This window comes from Streptomyces sp. NPDC057617 (genome assembly GCF_042800555.1).
GTDB lineage: Bacteria > Actinomycetota > Actinomycetes > Streptomycetales > Streptomycetaceae > Streptomyces.
Window position 1 is genome coordinate 525,214 of sequence record NZ_JBHVGV010000002.1, and the last position, 22,141, is coordinate 547,354.

At 70.3% G+C, this 22,141-nt stretch carries 15 protein-coding genes; 3 read left to right on the forward strand and 12 right to left on the reverse strand.

Annotated features, from left to right (window positions below):
* The first annotated feature begins 132 nt into the window (after nucleotides 1–132).
* Nucleotides 133–2,691 carry a SpoIIE family protein phosphatase gene (locus ACFU9P_RS07945; RefSeq protein ID WP_384078246.1) on the forward strand — a complete coding sequence of 853 codons (2,559 nt, stop codon included), beginning with the start codon at nucleotides 133–135 and terminating at the stop codon, nucleotides 2,689–2,691.
* Nucleotides 2,692–2,853: 162 nt separating this feature from the next.
* Here the strand turns inward: ACFU9P_RS07945 and ACFU9P_RS07950 are convergent, their stop codons facing one another.
* Together ACFU9P_RS07950 and ACFU9P_RS07955 are read right to left on the reverse strand one after the other, a co-directional pair.
* Nucleotides 2,854–3,564 carry a PspA/IM30 family protein gene (locus ACFU9P_RS07950; RefSeq protein WP_376378253.1) on the reverse strand — a complete coding sequence of 237 codons (711 nt, stop codon included), beginning with the start codon at nucleotides 3,562–3,564 and terminating at the stop codon, nucleotides 2,854–2,856.
* 67 nt (nucleotides 3,565–3,631) lie between these two features.
* Nucleotides 3,632–5,743, reverse strand: a complete 2,112-nt coding sequence (locus tag ACFU9P_RS07955) for a TPM domain-containing protein (protein WP_384078382.1) — start codon at nucleotides 5,741–5,743, stop codon at nucleotides 3,632–3,634.
* A gap of 199 nt (nucleotides 5,744–5,942) precedes the next feature.
* Between ACFU9P_RS07955 and ACFU9P_RS07960 the strand changes: the two genes are divergently transcribed.
* A complete protein-coding gene (locus tag ACFU9P_RS07960; RefSeq protein WP_384078247.1) occupies nucleotides 5,943–7,016 on the forward strand; it encodes a glycoside hydrolase family 18 protein in 1,074 nt (357 codons plus the stop codon).
* Here the strand turns inward: ACFU9P_RS07960 and ACFU9P_RS07965 are convergent.
* The 10 genes from ACFU9P_RS07965 to ACFU9P_RS08010 all read right to left on the reverse strand — a co-directional run bounded on the left by ACFU9P_RS07965 (nucleotide 7,000) and on the right by ACFU9P_RS08010 (nucleotide 19,179).
* The gene (locus tag ACFU9P_RS07965; RefSeq protein WP_384078248.1) at nucleotides 7,000–8,499 is read right to left on the reverse strand and encodes a glucoamylase family protein; all 1,500 of its coding nucleotides are present in this window, start codon (nucleotides 8,497–8,499) and stop codon (nucleotides 7,000–7,002) included. The genes ACFU9P_RS07960 and ACFU9P_RS07965 overlap by 17 nt on opposite strands.
* A gap of 142 nt (nucleotides 8,500–8,641) precedes the next feature.
* Nucleotides 8,642–10,489: a glycoside hydrolase gene (locus ACFU9P_RS07970; protein ID WP_384078249.1), complete on the reverse strand. Its 1,848-nt coding sequence runs from the start codon at nucleotides 10,487–10,489 to the stop codon at nucleotides 8,642–8,644.
* Between the two features lie 109 nt (nucleotides 10,490–10,598).
* Nucleotides 10,599–11,540 (reverse strand): carbohydrate ABC transporter permease, encoded by a 942-nt coding sequence (locus tag ACFU9P_RS07975; protein WP_384078250.1) that lies wholly within the window; start codon nucleotides 11,538–11,540, stop codon nucleotides 10,599–10,601.
* Nucleotides 11,537–12,526, reverse strand: coding sequence for a carbohydrate ABC transporter permease (locus ACFU9P_RS07980; RefSeq protein ID WP_384078251.1), 990 nt, complete (start codon nucleotides 12,524–12,526; stop codon nucleotides 11,537–11,539). The genes ACFU9P_RS07975 and ACFU9P_RS07980 overlap by 4 nt, the downstream gene beginning before the upstream one ends.
* Nucleotides 12,523–13,776, reverse strand: coding sequence for a sugar ABC transporter substrate-binding protein (locus tag ACFU9P_RS07985; protein ID WP_384078252.1), 1,254 nt, complete (start codon nucleotides 13,774–13,776; stop codon nucleotides 12,523–12,525). Before ACFU9P_RS07985 ends, ACFU9P_RS07980 begins: the two co-directional genes overlap by 4 nt.
* Before the next feature lie 164 nt (nucleotides 13,777–13,940).
* On the reverse strand, nucleotides 13,941–15,005 hold the full coding sequence (locus ACFU9P_RS07990) for a LacI family DNA-binding transcriptional regulator (RefSeq protein ID WP_217306827.1): 1,065 nt from the start codon (nucleotides 15,003–15,005) through the stop codon (nucleotides 13,941–13,943).
* A 211-nt stretch (nucleotides 15,006–15,216) separates the two neighbouring features.
* A complete protein-coding gene (locus ACFU9P_RS07995) occupies nucleotides 15,217–16,110 on the reverse strand; it encodes a succinate dehydrogenase/fumarate reductase iron-sulfur subunit (protein WP_384078253.1) in 894 nt (297 codons plus the stop codon).
* Nucleotides 16,107–18,068, reverse strand: a complete 1,962-nt coding sequence (locus tag ACFU9P_RS08000) for a fumarate reductase/succinate dehydrogenase flavoprotein subunit (RefSeq protein WP_384078254.1) — start codon at nucleotides 18,066–18,068, stop codon at nucleotides 16,107–16,109. The genes ACFU9P_RS07995 and ACFU9P_RS08000 overlap by 4 nt, the downstream gene beginning before the upstream one ends.
* A 21-nt stretch (nucleotides 18,069–18,089) precedes the next feature.
* Nucleotides 18,090–18,911 (reverse strand): hypothetical protein, encoded by an 822-nt coding sequence (locus tag ACFU9P_RS08005; protein WP_384078255.1) that lies wholly within the window; start codon nucleotides 18,909–18,911, stop codon nucleotides 18,090–18,092.
* 37 nt (nucleotides 18,912–18,948) lie between these two features.
* On the reverse strand, nucleotides 18,949–19,179 hold the full coding sequence (locus ACFU9P_RS08010) for a hypothetical protein (protein ID WP_376378282.1): 231 nt from the start codon (nucleotides 19,177–19,179) through the stop codon (nucleotides 18,949–18,951).
* Nucleotides 19,180–19,462: 283 nt separating this feature from the next.
* Between ACFU9P_RS08010 and ACFU9P_RS08015 the strand changes: the two genes are divergently transcribed.
* Nucleotides 19,463–21,988: an ABC transporter substrate-binding protein gene (locus ACFU9P_RS08015; RefSeq protein WP_376378285.1), complete on the forward strand. Its 2,526-nt coding sequence runs from the start codon at nucleotides 19,463–19,465 to the stop codon at nucleotides 21,986–21,988.
* The last annotated feature ends 153 nt before the right edge of the window (nucleotides 21,989–22,141 follow it).

Below are 22,141 nucleotides of genomic sequence, written 5' to 3' on the forward strand. Positions count from 1 at the left end.
ACGATCACGTTCCGAGTCGGCTCAAAAAGAACGAGACCGTGCTGTGATCGTGAACGGCGTGTCGGCCGGGGCCGTAGTGCTGAATACTGCGGGCATGGCCGGTCCGGTGCGTGAGCTGGAGGGGACGGTCGCGTGAGCGAGATATCTGGGACGGCGGGCGACGTCGTATGGCAGAGCAGTCCGCCCGGCTCGATCTATGACTACGTCAGAGTCGCTTCGTTCTCGATCGGCCCCGACGGGCTGGTCGACCAGTGGAGCCAGCGGGCCGCCGAGCTGTTCGGAGTCGGTCCGCACCAGGTCAGGGGCAAGGACCCGGTCGAGGTGTTCGTACCGGCCGATCTGCGCCCGCGCGGCCACCGCCGGATGAGGGAGATCCTCGACGGCAAGGAGTGGACCGGCCTGGTCCCGTTCCGTAGCCCCGGCGGTCACGGGGCCCGCGCGGAGCACGGGCTCGCCGAGGTCTATGTGATGCCGAGCGAGACGGAGAGTGGCGAGCGGGGCGCGCTCTGTATAGTCGTCGACGTCCGGGCGCTGCGCCGGATCGAAACCGACCTCGCCTCCTCGCAGGCTATTTTCGGCCAATCTCCGTTCGGCTTCCTGCTGTTCGGCACCGATCTCAAGGTGCAGCGCGCCAACGAGCGGTTCGTCACCGTGTTCGGCGGCGAGGCGGGCGACCACCGCGGGCGTACGGTCCATGACTATCTGTCCCGCCCCGAGGCCGAGCGGATGACCGCCGCCCTCCAGCGGGTCCTCAGGACCGGGGAGTCGGTCACCGACCTCCAGATCGTCGGCACCCAGCCCGGCGGCAAGGAACGCAGGCACTGGTCGATCAATCTCTACCGGGTGCACAGCGGATCGGGCCGCCCCATCGGGGTCGCCGGGGTCGGCACGGATGTCACCCGCCGTCATATCGCCGCCCGCGAGGCCGCCAGCGCCCGCCGTAATCTGGCCCTCCTCAATGAGGCGAGCGCCCGGATAGGCAACTCCCTCGATCTGGAGACCACCGCCCGCGAACTGCTCGATGTCGCCGTGCCCGGCTTCTGCGACCTCGCGTCCGTCGACCTCTACCAGAGCCTGCTCACCGGCGACGAGGCCCCGCCAGGACGGTGGGGTTTCTCCGGCGAGGACACGGGCGGCGGCAGCGCGCGGCTGCGCCGGGTCGCCTCCGCGAGCGCCGTGTCCGACGTCCCGCTGACCGGTGCCGGCGGTACGGGGGACGTACCGCCGGAGCTTGGCGCCGTCCACCGGTTCCCGTTCACCTCCCTCACCGCGAACGCCCTGCGCACCGGCCGGGTGCAGTCCATCCCCGGTGAGGCCGGCAGCCTGATCCAGTCCACGCTGGCCGTGCCGATGGTCGCGCACGACACGGTCATCGGGCTGGTCCAGTTCTCCCGTACGAAGGGCAGCGAGCCGTTCGGCGAACGGGACCGGGCGCTCGCCGTGGAACTCGCAGCGCGCGCCGCGGTCTGTATCGACAACGCCCGCCTCTACCGCAGGGAGCACGAGCGCGCGCTGATCCTCCAGCGCAGCCTGCTCCCGCCCGGCGACCCCGAGGCGGCCGGACTGGACATCGCCTGCCGCTATCTGCCGGGCAATACGGCCACCGAGGTCGGCGGCGACTGGTTCGACGTCATCGAACTGCCCGGCCACCGGACCGCTCTGGTCGTCGGCGATGTCATGGGACGCGGGCTGCGGGCCGCCGTCGCCATGGGGGAGCTGCGTACGGCCGTACGCACCCTGGCGCTGCTCGACCTGGAGCCGGCGGAGGTGCTGTCCGCGCTCGACGAGATCGCGCGGGGCCTCGGCACCCCGAGCGGTGCCCAGCAGGCGTCGCGGGTCGCCCACAAGACCCGGGACGCGGACCTGGCCGAGGTCTATCTCGCCACCTGTGTGTACGCGGTCTACGACCCGGTCACCCGGCGCTGCACCTTCGCCAACGCCGGCCATCTGCCGCCCGTCCTGGTCGAGCCGGGCGAAGAGGCGCTGATGCTCGATGTGCCGCCCGGGATGCCCCTCGGGGTGGGCGGTGAACCCTTCGAACAGGTCGAGGTCGATCTCGCGGAGGGCGCGCTGCTCGCGCTCTACACGGACGGACTCGTCGAGTCGCGGGACCATCCGCTCGACGAGGGGCTGACCGCCTTCCGCGCCGCGCTCGCCAACCCCGGCCGCCCGCTGGAGGACGTCTGCGACCATGTCCTCGCCACGCTCGACACCCGGCACGGCGAGGACGACATCGCCCTGCTGATGGCCCGGATCCAGGGGCTGCCCGCCGAGGCGGTCGGCGACTGGCGGCTGCCGCGCGAGGCCCGCTCGGTGGGCCGGGCCCGCGAACTCGCCCGCGCGCAGCTTCTCGCCTGGGACCTCGAACCGCTGGTGGACACGGTCGAGCTGCTGGTCAGCGAGCTGGTCACCAATGCCCTGCGGTACGGCGAGGGCGAGATCAGGCTGCGGCTGCTCCGTGACCGTACGCTCGTCTGCGAGGTGTGGGACGCGGGCCTGGTCCAGCCCCGGCGGCGGCGGGCCCGTGACACCGACGAGGGCGGCCGGGGGCTGCAACTGGTCGGCCTGCTGAGCGCGGCGTGGGGGTCGCGTCGTACCCCGCGCGGGAAGACGGTCTGGTTCGAACTCGCGCTGCCCGGCGGGGACTCGGCGACGGAGCCGACGATCGAGCAGCTCATGAGCATGTTCTGACGGGCCGTCAGTTACGGTCGGGTCGCCTCCGGGCAGGGCCGCCACCCCGCCCGGCCGCAAGCCCTGCCCGTCCGTCACCCCGCCCGGCCGCCGCCCTGCCCGTCCGGACTCGCCCGTGGTGAGGCAGTGCGGTGAGGCAGGCAGTGCGGTGAGGCAGCGGGCTCAGGCCGCCTTCAGGGCCGCCAGCCGTGCCTCCACCTCGGCGCGGTCGCCGACGCTGTCCAGCCGTTCGAACTGCGCGTCCAGCGACGAGGCCGCCAGCTCCTGCTTGCCCATCGCTCTCGCCTCCTCGCGCCGCACCTTGTCCTCGAACCGCCCGATGTCGCTGGTCGGGTCGAGCACATTGATGCTCTTGACCGCGTCCATCATCCGGTTCTGCGCCTCGGCCGTCTTGGCCCGCGCCACCAGTTCGTCGCGCTTCGACTGCAACTGCGTCAGCTTGAACCTCATCCGGTCGAGACCGGTCTTGAGCTTGTCCACGACCTCCGTCTGGGCGGCGATGGCGGGCTCCGCGGTCTTCGCCTCCTTCTCCGACTGCAGCTGGCGCTCCAGTGCCACCTTGGCCAGATTGTCGAAGGTGTCGCCCTCGTGGCCCTGGCCCGACGAGCGCAGCTCGTCCGCCTTCTTGCTCGCCGCGAGCGCCTTCACGCCCCACTCGCGGGCCGCTTCGACGTCCTCGCGGTAGTCCTGCTCCAGCAGGCGCAGATTGCCGATGGTGCCGGCCACCGCCTGTTCCGCCTCGCTGATGTTGTTGATGTAGTCGCGGATGAGCTGGTCGAGCAGCTTCTGCGGATCCTCCGCCTGGTCCAGCAGCGCGTTGATGTTGGCCTTCGCGAGCTGGGTGACCCGTCCGAGGATGGTCTGCTTGGTCATTGGTCTTCTCCTTGTGAGGATCCTTGTGGGGAAGGTGAGTCGAGGGAGCTGAAACAGGGGCACCGCGTCAGAAGCGGCCGCCGCCGCCCATCCGGCCGCGCGTACCGCCGCCGCCGAAGCTGCCGGGACGCCCGCCGCCGCGGTATCCCCCGCCGAAGCCGCCGGCCGTGCCGAACCCCCCTCCGAAGCCGCCGCCGAACAGACCGCCGAGGAGGATCCCGCCGAGCATCGCGCCGCCGACCCCCGCGCCCGGCGCGCCGCGGCCCGCGTACTGGGTCTCGTACGAGTACGAGTACGACTGGACGTCCTGCTCGGCGAGGTACTGGGCCTCCCGCGCCAGCTCGTCCGCGAGCCGGATCTCGGCGAGCGCGGCCTGCGCGTCGACCGACGCCGCCGCGTGCCCGCGCTCCAGCCGCCGCTGCGCCTCCACCAGCCGGGTACGGGCCTGGCTGCCGACGGCGCCGCGATGGGTGGTGATGTAGTCGGTGGCGGCGCCGATGGCCGAGCGCGCGCTGAGCATGGCCTGGTCGAGGAGGGTGCCGGCCCGGCGGATGCCCTGTTCGTGCTCGCGCGCCCCGGTCAGCGCCTCGTCGAGGACCGCGTCCGCCTCCTCGACCCGGCGCAGGGCGTCGATCGGGTCGTACCGTCCGGCGTCGACCGCACGCCGTACCTCCGCCGCCACCGTTTCCGCGCGGCTGATCCGGCCCTGGAGGTCGCCCGTCGACACCCCGGGGGTGGTGCCGCGCAGCAGGCCGCGGGCGTCGGCGAGATCGGTCTCGGTCTCGGTGAGCGCGCCGGGGAGCTTCCCGGCCGCCTCGGCCAGTTCCTGCGCGCGCCGTTCCACGGCCTCGGCGAGGGTGGCGGCCTGGCCGACGGCGCCCTCGGCGGCCCGTACATGCACGGCCGCCCGGCCGTTGTCGCCCGCGCCGATCAGACCGCGCGCCTCGTCGAGGCCGGCGGAGGCGAAGGTCAGCCGGTCCTCGGCCTGCTGGACGTTGTCCGCGACGGGAGCGGAGGCGGAGTCGGCGTACCGTTCGCGCAGCGCGGCCAGCGTGGTGCGGGCCGTGGTGACGCGTCCGCTCAGCTCGCGGAACGCCTCGCCGGCCGACTCCAGGGCCTGGGGCGCGGTGCGCTCCAGGGCCCGCAGCCGGTCGAAGCCCTCGGACTCGGCGTCCAGCCGGTCGCTGGCCTCCTTGCAGCGGGCGAGGATCTCGTCCAGCATCCGGCGGCGGGTCTCGTCGTCCTCCGGAATGGCGTCGTCCAGTTGCTGCCGAAGCCGGAACGCCAAGGTGAGCTGCCCCTTCGCGAAGTGCACGGCGTCGGTGAAGGGCGCGGCGGCCTCCTCGCCGAACTGCGCGGTGGCGAAGCCCAGTTCCTCCTGGCTGGTGCGCAGGGCGTCGTCCGTCTCGACCAGGGTCTGTTTCGCGCGGGCGTCCAGCTCGGGCAGCGGGGTCGGCGGTGGCTGCGGGGCGGTGCCCGGTGAGCCCCAGCCCTGCTGGGCGGCGCGCTGGGAGGTACGGGCCGCCACCCGCCGTTTGCGCTTGCCGTAGACGTACGCGGCGATGAGCGCCGCCGCGACGATGACGGCGATCGGCAGGACCAGATTGGTCGCGGCGCCTCCGTTGGCCGCCCGGCCGCCGGGGTCCGGTTCGCCGGGGGTGATGGCGGGGGTGGGTACGGGCTGTCCCGCCAGTACCGCGCCGTATCCGTCGGCGGCGCCGATCGCCGCGCCCGCCCAGTCGTTCTGCCGCAGCGCGGGCTCGACGGCGGTGCTCGCGACCTCGGCGAGCTGGGTCTTGGAGAGCGGGGCGCCGGGGTCGGCCGAGTAGGCGTACTGCCGGGCGTGGGTGGCGATCGCCAGCAGGATGTCGTCCCGACCGAGGCCATTGCGTACGGCCGTGGTGTCGGCCCAGTTCTGCGGGGTGCGGCCGGAGAAATCGCGTACGTACGCGACGAAGAGCTGGACGCGGGTGTCGGTATAGAGCCGATCGAGTGAATCGCTCACCGCCGATCTGCGGTCGTCGAGCGCCCCCACATGGTCGGTGATCTGCCCCTGCTGGGACAGCGGGACCGGACCCTCCGCCCGTGCGCCCTGGGCCGGGGGTATGACCAGGCAGCAGACCAGGACCAGGACGGTCAGGAAGGCCCGGCCGGCTATGTGGGTCCGGGGCGAACTCACAACAGGCGTCACAATTGGGAGGTTATGTCCGCGATGAACCGTTCGCGACTGGGCCGTTAGTGACCGGACCGTTCGAGACCGGGCCTGACCTCGTGCGATCACTCACGGAATGGATCCTGATCGTCCGGTGCCCGGTTCCGGTGCGTAACCTGGACCCTTCGTGGCCGGTCGGCCACGGCGCCAGGGGGAGGGGACGGCTTTGCGGGGACGGCTGCGTGGATTCGGGCGGACAGCTGTACGGGTCTGGCGGAGCCGGCGTGCGAGATGGCCCAAGCGGATCGCGCTGGCGCTGGCCCTGCTGCTGGTCGTACCGACGGTAACGGCAGCCGTGGCACTGCGGATCGGTTACGCGGGCGACATCGAGGACGGTACACAGACCCGCGGCCGGGACGCGATCTGGCTCGGCCACGCCTGGGTCGACGGCCGCAAGGACGACGCCGATCTCGCGGCCTTCGCGGAGCGCATCCGCGGCACCGGGATACGCGAGCTGTACGTCCACGCAGGACCGCTGGAGCACAACGGCACCCTGCCCGAGGCCCGCTATCCCCGCGCCCGCTGGCTGATCGACGCCGTACACCGCACGATCCCGGGCGTACGGGTGCACGCCTGGCTCGGCGACGAACTGGCCACCGAGGGGCCCGAGGGGCTGCGTCTGGAGCTGGCCGCGTCGCGCGCGGCGGTGGTGCGCTCGGCGGAACAGATCCTGGACGCGGGCTTCGACGGCGTCCACTTCGATCTGGAGCCGCTGCACTCGGGCGACCAGGACTATCTCTCGCTGTTGGACGATCTGCGCGCGCTCACCAAGGCCCGGCAGGTGCCGCTCTCGGTCGCCGCCCATCAGATAGACCCGCTGCCCGCGCTGCACTCCGTCGCCGGAGCCCTCACCGGCCACCCCAAGTGGTGGTCGCAGGCCTTCTTCGCCCAGGTGGCCCGGCGGGTCGACCAGATCGCGGTCATGTCCTACGACACCGCGATGCCGCTGGAGAGCCTCTACGGCGGCTATGTCGCCCAGCAGACCACGCTCGCCCTGGAGGTCACACCCGAGAGCACCGATCTGCTGATGGGACTGCCCTTCTACTACGAGGAGGACATGAGCCATCACGGCCACACCGAGACCGTCGCGGCGGCGGTCCGTGGCATCAGGCTGGGCCTGGGGCGCACGGACCGCGACCGGGAGCGGTTCGGGGTCGCCATCTATGTCGACTTCGCCGCGAGGGAGGGCGACTGGACGGCGTACCGCGCGGGATGGGGCTGCGTCACGGCTGGATGCTGAAGCGCTCCTTCGCCAGCAGCGGCCGTACCCGCGAGGCGAATCCGCCCGTACGGAAGGGCCGCTGGAGCAGGCCCGGACGCAACTCCTGGGCGAGGGCGGCGGCGATCATTCCCTGATCGAGGGCGAGCACGAAGTCGCTGACCCGGCCCGTTCCCACATTGACGGAGTCGCGGAAGCCGTAGCGGTCGTCGTACGCGCCGAAGTCACGTGCGAGCGCCTTCAGATTGGCGAGGGCCTCCGTACGCGCCTGCGGGAGCGCGAGGAAGGAGGCGTGCGGCGTGACGACGCCATTGGTGTAGGCGGAGGCGGGCGGCAGCGGCTCGCCGTACGTGACGAAAGTACGGTCGGTGTTGGAGGCATAGCCGTCGATCTGCATGCCGATCGCGTCGACGCCGTACTCCTGATAGCCGCCCTCGGGCACATTGGAGGGCGAGAAGCCCCAGTAGCCGTAGCCGGTCTCCGCCAGGCCGTGTTCGATCTGGGAACGGACATAGCGGCTGTGGTTGATGCCCCAGGAGCCGGGCGACCACTCGGTCTCGGGTACGAAGAGAGGCACCATCAGCGCCTCGAACATCGAGCCGCCCCAGGTGGGAACGAGCTTGCGGCCCCGGTAGGTGTAGTGGCCCTGCCAGACACGGACACCGTCGATGGTGTCGTACGTTCCCTGCGGCGGCTGCTCCTGCCCGTTCTCGGGAACCAAGGTGCGCAGCATGTGCCAGTAGTGCTCGCCGGGCAGGGTGCCATCGGCTATGCCCAGGTAACTGGCCATGCGCGGCTCGGTGTTGAGGGCTCCGTAATGGTGACCGGTGGGCTCGCCGGTGTCGGTCCAGAAGCCGCCGCGGAGCTGGCCGGGCCGGGCCACCGGGTCCGCCGGGTCGTACGGCGTGTAGTAGTACGACCAGTCCGCGGTGGCGAGCAGCGCGGCGACGCGAGGGCGCAACGACGGATCCGCGTCGGCGGCGATACGCAGACCGGTGATGAGCCAGGCGTTGTCGACGGAGGAGAGGAAGGGACGGATCGGATCGCCGGTGTCCGGCCAGCTGGTGAGGACGGAACCGTCGTGGGCGTCGTACCAGTTGAGCCAGAAGCCGTGGTGGCGTTCGAGGTGCTCGACGGCCGAGACGGTACGGGCCAGCCGGCGGCGCATGGTGTCCTGGTCGATCACTCCGAGGCCGGCCGCGGCGACGGTGGACCAGAGACCGCAGCCGATATTGGTCGGCGAGGTGTTCCGGGACGGCACGGGCGTACCGGGACCGCTGACGTCGATCTTGTCCGCGGCGAGACCGAGATCGGTCGTCATTGCCTCGATCGAGTGATACGTATCGCGGAACCAGCGGCGCAGCAGCGCTGTGTCGGAGGTGTGGGGGACACCGGCACGCGACGCGGATACGGCAGGCGCGGCGAGTGCAGGTGCGGATACGGCTCCGAGGGACAGGGCGGCGGCCCCGGTCCCCGCGGCGGTGAGAAACGTGCGACGGTCCATAAGAGTCCAGCTCCTCTTGTCGGATGTGGAGTTGTGGCCATGACTGTTCTGTTGGCGGTGCGGTGGCGGTGCGGTGGCCGTGGTGGTGCGGTGGCCGACGGCGGTCGGATGCCGTCGGCCTGCGGATCGGCCGAAGCGCGGATCAGACGCGCGTGAAACGCAGAAAGCGGATGCCCGGATTGGGAAGACCGACGGTCAGCACGGCGGTGCCGTCGGCGTCCGCGGTGACGGGCGCGAGCTCCTCCGCGGGCAGCCGGTCGGCGGCGCGCAGCTTCGCCCACTGCTGCTCGTCGGGCCAGTCGCCGCCGTCCAGGTCCTGCCAGACGGCCCGGATATTGCCGTGCCGTTCATCGACGCGATGCGACTCGACCGTATGGACGGCGCCCGGTTCCAGCCCGCCGATCCGTACGGTCGCGGCGCGGTCGAGCACGGTGGCGCCGTCGAGCTTGGACTGGTCGAGGGTCCCGTTCCAGAGCAGGACGTCCACGGTCGAACGGTCCTCGGCCCGGGTGGCGAGGGACTCCACGAGCCCTTCCGCGCCGTCGCCGGTGACGGCCGCGGGAATCCGGCCGCCGGCCAGCCGGGAGAGGAGATACAGCGCCCAGAAGCGCGGCTTGCGCAGATTGCCGACGGTCAGCAGTCCGAAGCCGCCGTGGAAGAGCCGGGGCGGCCAGCCCAGCTCCTCGAACTGGTCCGAGGCGACCCAGTAGGAGAGACAGTCCGTGGACGACAGAGCGCTCTTCATCCCGCGCAGGACGAAGGGCGCGGCGAAGACGGAGTCGCTGACACGGTGGAAGTGCGTGGGTGTGACGCCCCATTCGGTCCAGAGGATCTCCGGCTCGGGCCTGCCGGTCGCGGCGGCGAAGGCGCGGGTCATCGGACGGAAGTCCAGCGGAGCGTTGCCATAGGTATGGGTGGAGACGAAGTCGACCGGGACATCGCGCTCCCGGCAGTACTCCAGCAGCGCGCCGACCCAGCCGGCCGCGGCGGAGGAGGGCCCGCCGACCCGGATCCGCTCGTCCACGCCCTTCACGGCGCGTACGGCGGTCTCGTAGAGCCGGTGGTAGTCGTCCTGGCTGCCGTTCCAGAACACCTCCAGATTGGGTTCGTTCCAGACCTCGAACTCCCAGCCGGCGACGGTGTCGCGGCCGTACCGCTCCTGGAGATGGACGGTCAGCTCGCGGCAGAGATCGCCCCAGCGCTCCCATCGCGCGGGGGTGGAGACCAGCGCCTTGTAGCCGAAGACGGTGTAGCCGGGATCGGAGGCGAGTTCCCTCGGCATGAAGGAGAGTTCGACGACGGGCCGCAGGCCGGTGGCCAGGAAGCGGTCGTACACCGCGTCGAGGCCGGAGAAGTCGAAGGAGCCGTCGTCCCGGACGGTCACGGTCTCCGGCAGAAAGGTGCCGTGCGCGCGCACGGACCGTACGCCGATCTCGTCGCGAACGATGGCAAGCGCCTCGCCGTACTCCTTCGCCACATCGGAGCCGCCCGCACCGGGCTTCTCCCAGGTGAGCAGGGAGAAGTGCTCGGCGCCGATCATCCGGTTCCAGACACCCGGCAGTTCGGTGGCCGGCGCGGCGGCGTCCACCGCCACGGTGACCTCGGCCGGGCGCGAGCCCGCTGCCCTGGGCGAGCCGGGAACGGCCTCCGACAGCTCACCGGCTCCGCTGTCGGACCAGGTGGCGACCTTGTAGAAATAGCCGCGGCCGGGCACGCCGAGGGTGTCGGCGTACGGCGGATGCGGCACGGCGAGCACATCACCGCCGAGATGGTCGAGCGGCTCGAAGGGCCCTTCGGCGGAGTCGGCGCGGTGCACCAGATAGCCGAGCGCTCCTGCCACCGGCCGCCAGGTCAGCAGCACATGGCCGGTGCCGTCCTCGGCGGACAGACCGAGCGGAGCCGGAAGCTCCCCGATGCCGGTGAGCCGCTCGTCGCTGGGCTTCCCGATGCGCGACTCCCAGTCGGCGCGAGCGGCGGACTTTTCGGTCATGGAAGTACAAACCTTCTGGTAGGGGGGTGCGGAGGTGCGTGTGGAGGTGCGTGTGTGTACGGCGGCGAGCGTGAGCCGCCGGAGGTACGGGCGCGGCGAACGCGGGCCGTTACTTGAGACCGGCCGTGGCGATGCCCTGGGTGAAGTACCGCTGGAGTACGAGGAAGACGAGCAGCACCGGCAGCACGATCAGGAAGGAGCCGGCCATCAGCATCCCGTTCGAACCCGCGGACTGGTTCGGGTCGGTGGCGAAGGTCGCGAGGGCCACCGGAAGCGTGTATTTGTGCGGATCGTTGGTGGCGATCAGCGGCCAGACGAAGTTGTTCCACGAACTGAGGAAGGTGAGGATCGCGAGAGTCGCCAGCGCGGGCTTGACCAGCGGCATCACGATCCGCCAGAAGATGTACCACTCGCCCGCGCCGTCCAGCCGGGCCGCTTCGAGGAGTTCGTCCGGGACCGAGAGCATGAACTGGCGCATCAGGAAGACACCGAAGGCTCCGGCGGCGAACGGCAGGACGAGCCCCGCGTACGAATCGATGAGCTGCAACTTGCTCATCAGGACGAAGAGCGGCAGCAGCATCAGATTGCCGGGCACCATGAGCGCGCCCAGCACCAGGGCGAAGACCTTGTTCCGGCCCGCGAACCGCAGCTTGGCCAGGGCGTAGCCGAGCATCGAGCAGAACACCAGATTGGAGACGGTCACCAGCACGGCGACGACCACGGAGTTGAAGAAGTGGAGCGGAAGGTCCAACCGGTCCAGCAGCCGGGTGAAGTGATCGAGGGTCCACTCCGTGGGAATCCAGACCGGGGGACTGGCCCGCAGCTCACGGTCGGTCTTGAAGGCGGAGAGCGCCATCCAGAGGAACGGCGTGGCCATGAGCAGCAGTCCGAGCGACAGCAGCACATAGGCACCGGGCCTCTTGAGCCGCTCGGTGCGCGCGCCGCCGCGTCCGGCCGGCGCGGAGGCCTTGGTCGCGGCCGACGTGCGGGTCGGCGTCGGCGGGGCCGGGTCCGGGGCCGGGGTCCGGGGCGGCGTGTGTGCGGCGCTCATTTCGTGTTGTCCTTCAGCAGACGGAGCTGGAGCACGGTGATGCCCATGATCACGACGAAGAGCACATACGCCATGGCGCTCGCATAGCCCATGTGGAAGAAGTTGAAGCCCTGGCGGTACATGTTCAGGGAGACGGTGAGCGTGCTGTCCGAGGGCCCGCCCTGCGTCATCACGAACGGCTCCTCGAAGACATTGAGATAGCCGATCGTGGTGATCACCGTGGCGTAGAGCGTGGTGGGCCGCAGCATCGGGAGGGTGATCCGGCGGAACTCCTGCCAGGCACCGGCGCCGTCCAGCCGCGCCGCCTCCCGTACGTCGGTGGGGACGGCCTGGAGACCGGCGATGAAGAGCACCATGACCGTACCGAGATTGCGCCAGACCGCCATGAGGATCAGCGACGGCATGGCGAGCGCCTCGGAGCCGAGGAAGTCCGGTCCGGTGAGCCCGACTTCGGAGGCCAGGCCCGCGATCAGTCCGTCGGACGGGTCGAGGACGAAGCGCCAGACGACGGCGACCGCGACGATGCTGGTCACCACCGGTGCGTAGAAGCCGACCCGGAAGACGGTACGTGCCCGGTCGATACCGCCGTTCAGCAGAACGGCGGCGGCGAGCCCCGCGCCGATGGTGAGCGGCACGCCGACGACCACGAAGTACGCCGTGTTGAACAAGGACTTGAGGAACTTCTCGTCACCGAACAGCTCGGTGTAGTTCCGGAAGCCGATGAACTCCGCGGAGAACGGATCCGTCACATCGCGCAGCCCGAAGTCGGTGAAGCTCATGGCGAGCGTGGCGACGATCGGGAAGGCCATGAAGACGGCGAACAGCACCAGAAAGGGAGTGGAGAAGAGCCACCCGGCCAGATTCTGCACACCCATCGGGCGGTGCCGGCCGCCGCCCGCCCGGCGGGCCGGAGGACGGGCCTCCGGCCCGGACTTCACCGGGACCGCGTGGGCCCCTCGGGCGGCAGGCTCGGTCGAGGTGCTCATCGCGCTTGCTCCACGAGCCCTTCGATCTCGGACTGCGCCTTCCCGGCGGCCTCCTGCGGCGAGGACTTGCCCTGAGTCACCGAGGCGATGGCGTCATCGACCTTGGAACTTATCTCGCTCCACCGGGGCTGGACCGGCGTGATTTTGGAGGACTCCATCTGCTCACGGAAGACCTGGAGGGCCGGATCGTCGGCGAGCCTGCCGGAGTCCCAGGCCGCGGTATTGGCGGGCAGATCGCTGGAGCGTGTGAACCAGTCCCGCTGGCCCTCGGTGCCGGTGAGATAGGCGATGAACTCCTGGGCCGCGGCCTTGTGTTCGCTGTCCTTGGAAACGACGAGGCTGGAGCCGCCCGCCATGGAGACGGAGCCCTGGTCGGCCGGGACCTTCGCGACGCCCCACTTGTCCTTGAGTTCGGGATAGCCGTCATTGATCAGGGTCATGATCCAGGGACCGGAGAAGAACATCGGCGCGTCACCGGTGTTGAAGTCCTTCAGTACGTCATAGCCGGGCGCGACGCTCTTCTTGGCCAGGCCCTTGTCGAAGTACCAGCCGTACTCCGCCAGGGCGCGGACGGAGGCCGGGCTGTTGACGACCGCCTTGCCGTCGTCGGTGACGACCTCGCCGCCGGCCGAGTAGAGGAAGGGATACCAGCTCTGTACGGTGTCCAGGCCGCTGGGCTGGATGAAGATGCCCCATTCGGTGCCGGCCTTGTCCTGGTAGGCGCTGGCGAGCTGCCGTAGCTCCGGCCAGGTGGCGGGCGGCTTCTCGACACCGGCCTTCTTCGCCAGATCGGTGCGGTAGTAGAGGACACGGGAGTCGACGTACCACGGGACGCCGTACACCTCGCCGTCGATCTCGCCCTGCTGCCAGGCGGCCGGGAAGAAGGTGTCCTTCTTGAAGACCGTGGTGTCCACCGGTTCCAGCACGCCGAGTTCGGCGAACTCGCCCATATAACTGCCGCCCATCTGGGCCACATCGGGCAGATTGCCGGCGGCGGCGGCCGAGACCAGCTTCTGATGGGCGACGTCCCAGCCGACCGGAGTGACCTTGACGGTGATGTGCGGGTTGGCCTTCTCGTACACCGAGGCCACTTCCGCGAGCTTCTCGCCCTCGGCACCCATGGCCCAGACGGTGAGCGTCTGCTTCTTGTCGGCGGCGGCTCCCTCACCGCCGGAGCTGCCGCACGCGGTGATTCCGAAGGCCAGCGCGAGCGCGGTGGCGGCAGAGGCTGTTCTGGCGGTGCGGTGCATGGACGGCTCCTCCTTGAGCTCTCCGATGTATGCGCTACCTGTAAGCGCATACATCACTGTGCCGCCGCCTTTCCGGAATCCGCAAGAGGTCCTTTGGTCACGCTCGTGCAACATGTGTGACATCTGGGAATACGGTGCCCGGACCGGGTGCGGGTACGGAGCCGTCAGCAGCCGCAGCTGGCGCGGCGGGCCACCGAGACCGGCAGCATCAGTGAGACCGGCTCGCGGTCCCGGTCGCCGAGCCGCTGTACGAGCAGCTCCACGGCCTCCTCGCCCAGCCGCCGGATCGGCTGCCGTACGGTCGTCAGCGCCGGCCGCACCATCCGGCTCAGCGGAATCCCGTCGAAGCCGGTCACCGCGATGTCCTCGGGCACCCGCACGCCGCGCCGCTCCAGGGCGTGCAGGGCGCCGATCGCCATCTGGTCGTTGGCGAAGAGCATCGCCTGCGGCCTGCGGCCATGCGGGCCGCCGCGCTCCAGCAGCGTCTCGGCCGCCCGTCGGCCCTCTGCCTGTGTCATCATCCCGGCGCGCAGTCCGGGCTCGTCCGGAACCGGCAGTCCCGCCTCCGCGCACGCCTCCCGGAAGCCGCGGAACCGTGCCTCGGCGTCCGGCGACTCCTTCTCGCCGCCGATGAAGACCAGCTCGCGCAGCCCGTGGTCGCGGATGAGATGGCGGGCCAGTTCCCGTTCGCCGTCGGAGTTGGCCACCTCGATGTGGTCGAGATGGTCGATCTCGCGCGGCCCGGCCAGCATCACCACAGGCAGTCGCCGTGAGATCACCTCAAGGTCCTCGGTGGGAACGGTCCGTGCCAGTACGGCGAAGCCGTCGACCCGGCCCGCGACCTTCGCCACCAGCGACTCGGGCCCGCCCTTCAGGGACGCGGCGATCAGCAGCGCGTACCCGTGCCGCCGCGCGGCCCGCTCCATTCCCCGGATGATCTGGTCGGAGTAGAGCATCACGGCTGAGTCGTCGTACGTGTCGTCCGCCTCGGCATCGGTCTCGGCGTCCGGATCCGCGTAGTCCGGGAAGCAGAGCCCGAGCACTCCGGTGGTCCTGCTGGCCAGACCGCGCGCGTTTCCGCTGGGTACGTAGCCGAGCGTACGGGCCGCCGCGAGCACCCGGTCGCGGGTCTGGGCGCGGACCGAATCCGGGTTCCGGTAGACCCGTGACACCGTCGCAATGGAGACGCCGGACCGCTCGGCGACGTCGTACACCGTGGGGACACTCACCCGACCGACCGCCCGCTTCTTGTTCTTGTTCTGTTCGGTTCTGTCAATGAAAGCGCATTCACCCTAGGCGCCGCGCTGTCCGGGGAGCAAGGCGGCCCCCCCCCGTGACGGACGGCCGCGGACGCGAGGGCACACAGCAGGGCCCGCGTCCGGGAGGGGACACGGGCCCTGCTTGCTGCTCTGTGCGCGGATGTGCGCGGATGTGTGCGGCCTACTCGCCCCGGCGCCGGATCTTGTTGCCCAGCCACACCAGCGGGTCGTACTTCCGGTCCACCGCCCGCTCCTTCAGCGGGATCAGCGCGTTGTCGGTGATCTTGATCTGCTCGGGGCACACCTCCGTACAGCATTTGGTGATGTTGCAGTACCCGAGCCCGTGCTCGTCCTGCGCCGTCTTCTTCCGGTCGAGCCCGGACTCCGCGGCGGCGTCCAGCGGATGCATGTCCAGCTCCGCCACCCGCATCAGGAAGCGCGGCCCGGCGAAGGCGGCCTTGTTCTCCTCGTGGTCCCGCACCACATGGCAGGTGTCCTGGCACAGGAAGCACTCGATGCACTTGCGGAACTCCTGCGAGCGGTCCACATCGACCTGCTGCATCCGGTACTCCCCGGCGGCCACCCCCGGCGGCGGTACGAAGGACGGCACCTCCCGCGCCTTGGTGTAGTTGAACGACACATCCGTGACCAGGTCCCGGATCACCGGGAAGGCGCGCAGCGGGGTGACCGTGATCGTCTCCTCACGGGAGAAGACCGACATCCGGGTCATGCACATCAGCCGCGGCCGGCCGTTGATCTCCGCGCTGCACGAACCGCACTTGCCCGCCTTGCAGTTCCAGCGCACCGCCAGATCGGCCGCCTGGGTGGCCTGGAGGCGGTGGATGATGTCGAGGACGACCTCGCCGTCGTTCACCTCGACCGCGAAGTCCTTCAGCTCTCCGCCGTCGGCGTCGCCGCGCCAGACCCGGAACTTCGCCTCGTACGCGGAAGCGGCCGAAGCAGGCGCCGACGCTGCCGACGGGCTCGTATCCGTACCGCCGCTCGTACCCGCGCTGCTCGTACCCGCGCCTGCGCCTGCGCCCGCATCCGCACTTGTACCCGTACTCGTACTCACTCGTGAAGCTCCTCTTCGGCGAGGTACTTGACCAGCTCTTCCTTGTCGAACAGGGCGAGCAGATCGGGACGGACGGGCTCGGTCGCGCGGCGCGTCAGCGCGATCCGGCCGTCGGCGGGACCGGTGGCCCCGGTGAGCGTGCAGTGGAGATTGACCCGGCGCCAGTCGCGGTCCATGCCCGGCCAGTCCTCGCGGGTGTGGCCGCCGCGGCTCTCCGTACGCTCCAGGGCGGCCCGTGCCACACACTCGCTGACCAGCAGCATGTTCCGCAGATCGAGCGCGAGGTGCCAGCCGGGGTTGAACTGCCGGTGCCCCTCGACCACCGCGCGCGACGCCCGTACCCGCAGCTCGGCCAGCTTCTCCAGCGCCTGCTCCATCTCGTGCTCGCGCCGGATGATGCCGACCAGGTCGTTCATCGTCTGCTGGAGTTCCTGATGGAGGGTGTACGGATTCTCGACCGGCCCGCCCGCCGGGCCCTCCGCGCCCTCGTCACTGAACGGGCGCAGCGCCTCGGCCGCCGCCGCCTCGATCTGCGCCTCCTCCGGTACGGGCCGGTCCCCCGCCCCCAGCGTGTGCTCGGCGGCGTGCAGCCCGGCCCGCCGCCCGAAGACCAGCAGGTCCGAGAGGGAGTTCCCGCCGAGGCGGTTCGAGCCGTGCATCCCCCCGGCGACCTCGCCCGCGGCGTACAGGCCCGGCACCCCCAGGGCGGCGGCGGTGTCCGAGTCGACCGCGATCCCGCCCATCACATAGTGGCAAGTGGGCCCGACCTCCATCGCCTCCGCCGTGATGTCGACATCCGCCAGCTCCTTGAACTGGTGGTACATCGAGGGCAGCCTGCGCCGGACGACCTCGGGCGACATCCGGGTCGAGACATCGAGATAGACGCCGCCGTGCGGGGAGCCGCGGCCCGCCTTGACCTCGGAGTTGATGGCGCGGGCCACCTCGTCGCGGGGGAGCAGCTCGGGCGGGCGCCGGTTGTGGTCCGGGTCCTTGTACCAGCGGTCGCCCTCGTCCTCCGACTCCGCGTACTTCTCCTTGAAGACATCGGGGATGTAGTCGAACATGAACCGCTTGCCCTCGGAGTTGCGCAGCACCCCGCCGTCGCCGCGCACCGACTCGGTGACGAGGATGCCCTTCACCGACGGCGGCCAGACCATCCCGGTCGGATGGAACTGCACGAACTCCATGTTCAGCAGGGGAGCGCCGGCGAGCAGCGCCAGGGCGTGGCCGTCGCCGGTGTACTCCCAGGAGTTGGAGGTCACCTTGAAGGACTTGCCGATACCGCCGGTGGCGAGGACGACGGAGGGGGCCTCCAGGACGAAGAAGCGCCCGGACTCGCGCTCGTAGCAGAACACCCCCGCGACCCGCCCGGCGCCGTCCTCGCCCTGCCCGGTCCCGCCCTCCTCAGCCCCTTCGGGAGACTTCAGAATCCGGGTGACCGTGCACTCCTGATAGACCTTGAGGCGCGCCTCGTAGTCCCCGTACTCCTCGTAGTCCTCCTGCTGGAGCGAGACGATCTTCTGCTGGAGGGTACGGATCAGCTCCAGACCCGTCCGGTCGCCGACATGCGCGAGTCGCGGGTATTCGTGCCCGCCGAAGTTGCGCTGGGAGATCCTGCCGTCGGCCGTACGGTCGAAGAGCGCGCCCCAGGTCTCCAGCTCCCAGACCCGGTCCGGCGCCTCCTGCGCGTGCAGCTCCGCCATCCGCCACTGGTTGAGGAACTTCCCGCCGCGCAGGGTGTCGCGGAAGTGCACCTGCCAGTTGTCGCCCGCGTTCACATTGCCCATGGAGGCCGCGATCCCGCCCTCGGCCATCACCGTATGGGCCTTGCCGAAGAGCGACTTGCAGATCACGGCCGTACGGGCGCCCCGCTCGCGCGCCTCGATGGCGGCCCGCAGTCCCGCACCGCCCGCGCCCACGACCACCACGTCCCACTGACGGCGTTCGAGTTGCGTCATATCTGAACGGTCTCCCTGTTCCTAGAAGAAGCGCGGATCGTCGAAGGCCCCGGAGGCGAGCAGATAGACATAGAAGTCGGAGGCGGCGACGCTGATCAGTGAGGCCCAGGCGAGCTGCATATGGCGGCCGTTGAGCTTGCCCGCCCAGCCCCAGAGCCGGTAGCGCACAGGGTGTTTGGAGAAGTGCCGCAGCCGGCCGCCGATGATGTGCCGGCAGGAGTGGCAGGAGAGGGTGTACGCCCAGATCAGCCCGATGTTGACCAGGAAGATCAGCGAGCCGAGGCCCATGTGTCCCCAGGCGTAGTGCTCGTCGCGGAAGGCCAGCACGGTGTCGTACGTGAGGATGCCGGCGACCGGGACGGCCGCGTAGAAGAAGTACCGGTGGATGTTCTGGAGGATCAGCGGGAAGCGGGTCTCACCGGAGTACTTCGCGTGGGGTTCGGCGACGGCGCAGGCGGGCGGGGAGGCCCAGAAGCCGCGGTAGTAGGCCTTGCGGTAGTAGTAGCAGGTCAGCCGGAAGCCCAGCGGGAAGATCAGGATCAGCAGGGCGGGGGAGAGGCCCCACCAGCTTCCGAAGATCTCCCAGTTGGGGCCACCGCGCATGGGGGCGCAGTTCTCCGCCAGACAGGGCGAGTAGAACGGTGAGACATAGGGCGCCGCGTAGTAGTCGTCGTTCGCGAAGGCCCGCCAGGTCGAGTAGACGATGAAGGCGAGCAGTCCCGCGGCGGTCGCGGCGGGCGCCAGCCACCAGCGGTCGGTCCGCAGATGGCGGGGCGCGATGGCGGCACGCGAGGGGCCGCGCACGCCCGTACTGGCTGGTGGGGGCTGGGTACCGGTGGCCAACGAGATCTCCTGACATGGTGCACGGCGGGGACAGGCCCTAAGGCGCTCGCCGGTCGCGCACACCCAGGCCCTCGTCGTCCGAGTCCGTCCACAGCGCGCTGTCGTACGGAGTGTCGGGGATGGTCACCAGGTCGTCGGCGCGGCCGGCCGGCTGGGGCCGGGATTCGTTCTCGCGTACCTGCGCGAGACTCTGCTCCAACCGTCCGACCGTACGGACCAGGTCGTCCAGGCAGCGTTTGACCGCTGCCACATCGTCCTGCAGGGACATGAGTTGCCCTCACTTCCGCGGTCGCGGGTGGCATGCGGGGAGCGTGCGGTCACCCTTGGACGGCTGCTCTCTGTACGCGCCTGAGAGTGTCGCGCGTCACACCTGTATTTCACAAGACCGGGTACGAGGTCGCCCACGCGGCCGTGCGGTTGGCCCGAGCGGGTGGGGTTTGCCCGCCAGGTTGACGTGTCGCCGGGCCGGTTCCGCGGCTTTCCACTTCAGTGAGTGGGCAATAGGTGTGATCATCTATAAATTCCACAAACAGGACGAAGAGGTACAAGCCATGTCCCACGTCGGCGCCCCACGCGGGAGGACATGCTCCCGAACGCTCCGCTCCCTCGCGCTCCTCACCACCGGTGTGCTCGCCCTGCCCGTCCTGTCCGCGTGCACCTCGGACGACGACACGAGCGCGGACGCCGCCCCGGACATCGCCCCCGCCGGCCGCGACCATGTCACCGCGGGCGGATCCATGCGCTGGGCGATCGACACCATGCCCGCCACGCTCAATGTCTTCCAGGCCGACGCGGACGGCTCCACCGCCCGGATCGCCGCCGCCGTGCTGCCCTCCCTCTTCACCCTCGACAAGCGGGGCCGCCCCCAGCGCAATCCGGACTATCTGGAGTCCGCGAAGGTGGTCGAGCGCGAGCCGAAACAGGTCGTCCTCTACAAGCTCAACCAGGAGGCGGTCTGGAGCGACGGCCGGGAGATCGGGGCAGCCGACTTCGTCGCCCAGTGGCGCGCGCTCAGCGGCAAGGACTCCGCGTACTGGACCGCGCGCAACGCCGGGTACGAGCGGATCGAGAAGATCGAGCGCGGGGCCAACGACCTGGAGGTCAGGGTCACCTTCAACAAGCCGTACGCGGACTGGAAGTCCCTCTTCACCCCCCTGTATCCGAAGGATGTGACGGGCAAGCCCAACTCCTTCAACGACGGGGCCAGGGCCAGCCTCAAGACCACGGCCGGGCCCTTCAGCGTCAAGAAGGTCGACCGCAAGGGCAAGGAGGTCACCCTCGTCCGCAGCGCCCGCTGGTGGGGGGAGCCCGCCAAGCTCGACTCGCTGGTCCTGCGCGCCGTACCGCGGAGCAAACGCGCGTCGGCCCTCGCCGACGGCAAGCTCGACCTCGCCGAGATCGACAAGAGCGCGGCGGACCGTATCGCCCTGGCGGTCCGCGACCGCGACGCCGGGACCACCGGGCAGAAACTCACCCATGGCCCCGGCACCAAGATCACTCCGGCCTCCGCGCTCCGCTCCTGGGCGCTGGCCCACGGCTCCGACGAGGACGTGGCCGAGGAGGCGCAGGAGGCGCGCGAACAGACGGTCGCGTCCATCGCCCGGTACGCCAAGGAGCAGAAGACGCTCGACGGCTTCGTCGTACGCAAGTCCCTGGAGCCCGCCTACACACAGCTCGCGCTCAACGGCGAGTCGGGGCCGCTCGCCGACGAGCGGGTACGGCGTGCTGTCGCCCGGGCGCTCGACCGCCAGGAACTGGCCGACGTCGTGCTCAAGCCGCTGGGGCTGCCCGCCAGGCCGCTCGGCAGCCATCTCGCGCTGGTCGGCCAGGAGGCGTACGCGGACAGCAGCGCGGCGCTCGGCAAGCAGGACACGCAGGAGGCGCGGGCGCTGCTGGGCGACGCGGGCTGGGTGCCGGGCGGCGCCCTGAAGAAGGACGGCGCCAAGGCGGGCAGCAAGCCCGTCAAGCCGGACCCGGACGAGGACGAGGAGGAGAACGAGGAGGAAGAGGAGGAGAAGCCCAGAGAGAAGTCGATCTACGAGCGGAAGTACGACGCGCAACAGCTCGAACTGCAGAAGAAGGAAGAGGCGGAGGCCAAGCGGCAGGAGGCCCAGGAGAACCGGGAGAACGCCGCGGAAGGAGCGGAGGGCGACAACAAGCGCCCCCGCCCGCGCGCCTCGGCCGGACCCTCCGCCGAGGACGCCGAGGCCGAGGACGTACCGTCCGACGAGGGCGAGTTCATCGTCGGCGACGACAGCAAGCCGGGCCAGCGCGCCCCCCGCCCCGAGTCCGCCACCCATGTCCTCGCGCCCGCCCCCGCCGCCGCTTTCCAGGGCTTCACCCTGCTCCGCCAGGCCGCGGTCCTCGACGACTCGGCGCGGCCGCAGGCGAGGGTCGCCCGGGACAACCAGGACAAGCCCGGTTCGGCCGGTGCGTACGCCCCGCGCGGTACGGCCGCCGCCCCCACCCCCACGCCCTCCGGCTCCGCCGCACCCCCCAGCGGCCCGCTCGGCAAGGACGGCAAGCCGCTGAGCCTCCGCTTCGTCCTACCCTCGGGCGAGGGCTCCGAGGCGCTGCGCTCCGTCGGTGAGCGGATCGCGCGGATGCTCGACCGCATCGGCATCAAGACGGAGATCACCAAGGTGCCGGACGCGAACTACTTCAAGGACCACATCGCCGCCGGCGACTACGACCTGGCCCTCTACTCCTGGCCCGCCAGCGCCTACCCCGCCACCGACGGCCGCCCCATCTACGCCAAGCCCGTACCCGCCAGCGACGGGACCCTGCTGGTGGAGCAGAACTACACCCGCGTCGGTACGGACCACATCGACCAGCTCTTCAACCGCGCCGTCGCCGAGCTGGACGAGAAGGCCAACCGCAAGCTGCTGAAGCAGGCCGACGCCCGGATCTGGGCCGCCGCCGGCTCCATCCCCCTCTACCAGCGGCCGGAACTGGTCGCCGCCAAGCCGGAGGTGGCGAACGCCGGCGCCTTCGGCCTGGCGGCCGCGCGCTTCCAGGACATCGGCTTCACCAACACCGCGGCCCCGGACTCCGGCGGCAACGAGAAGAAGAAGTAGCGAAAGTACGGTGAGCGAAGCATGAAGCAGCGGAAAAGCCCCATGTGAGACCCTCCGCAGCAGCTCACCGCCCGATCAATTCGCTTGCCCGCCGGCCTGCCCGGCGGGCAAGCTCGTACCCGTCCCTGACCCGGGCAGCTCCACACCCCCAGC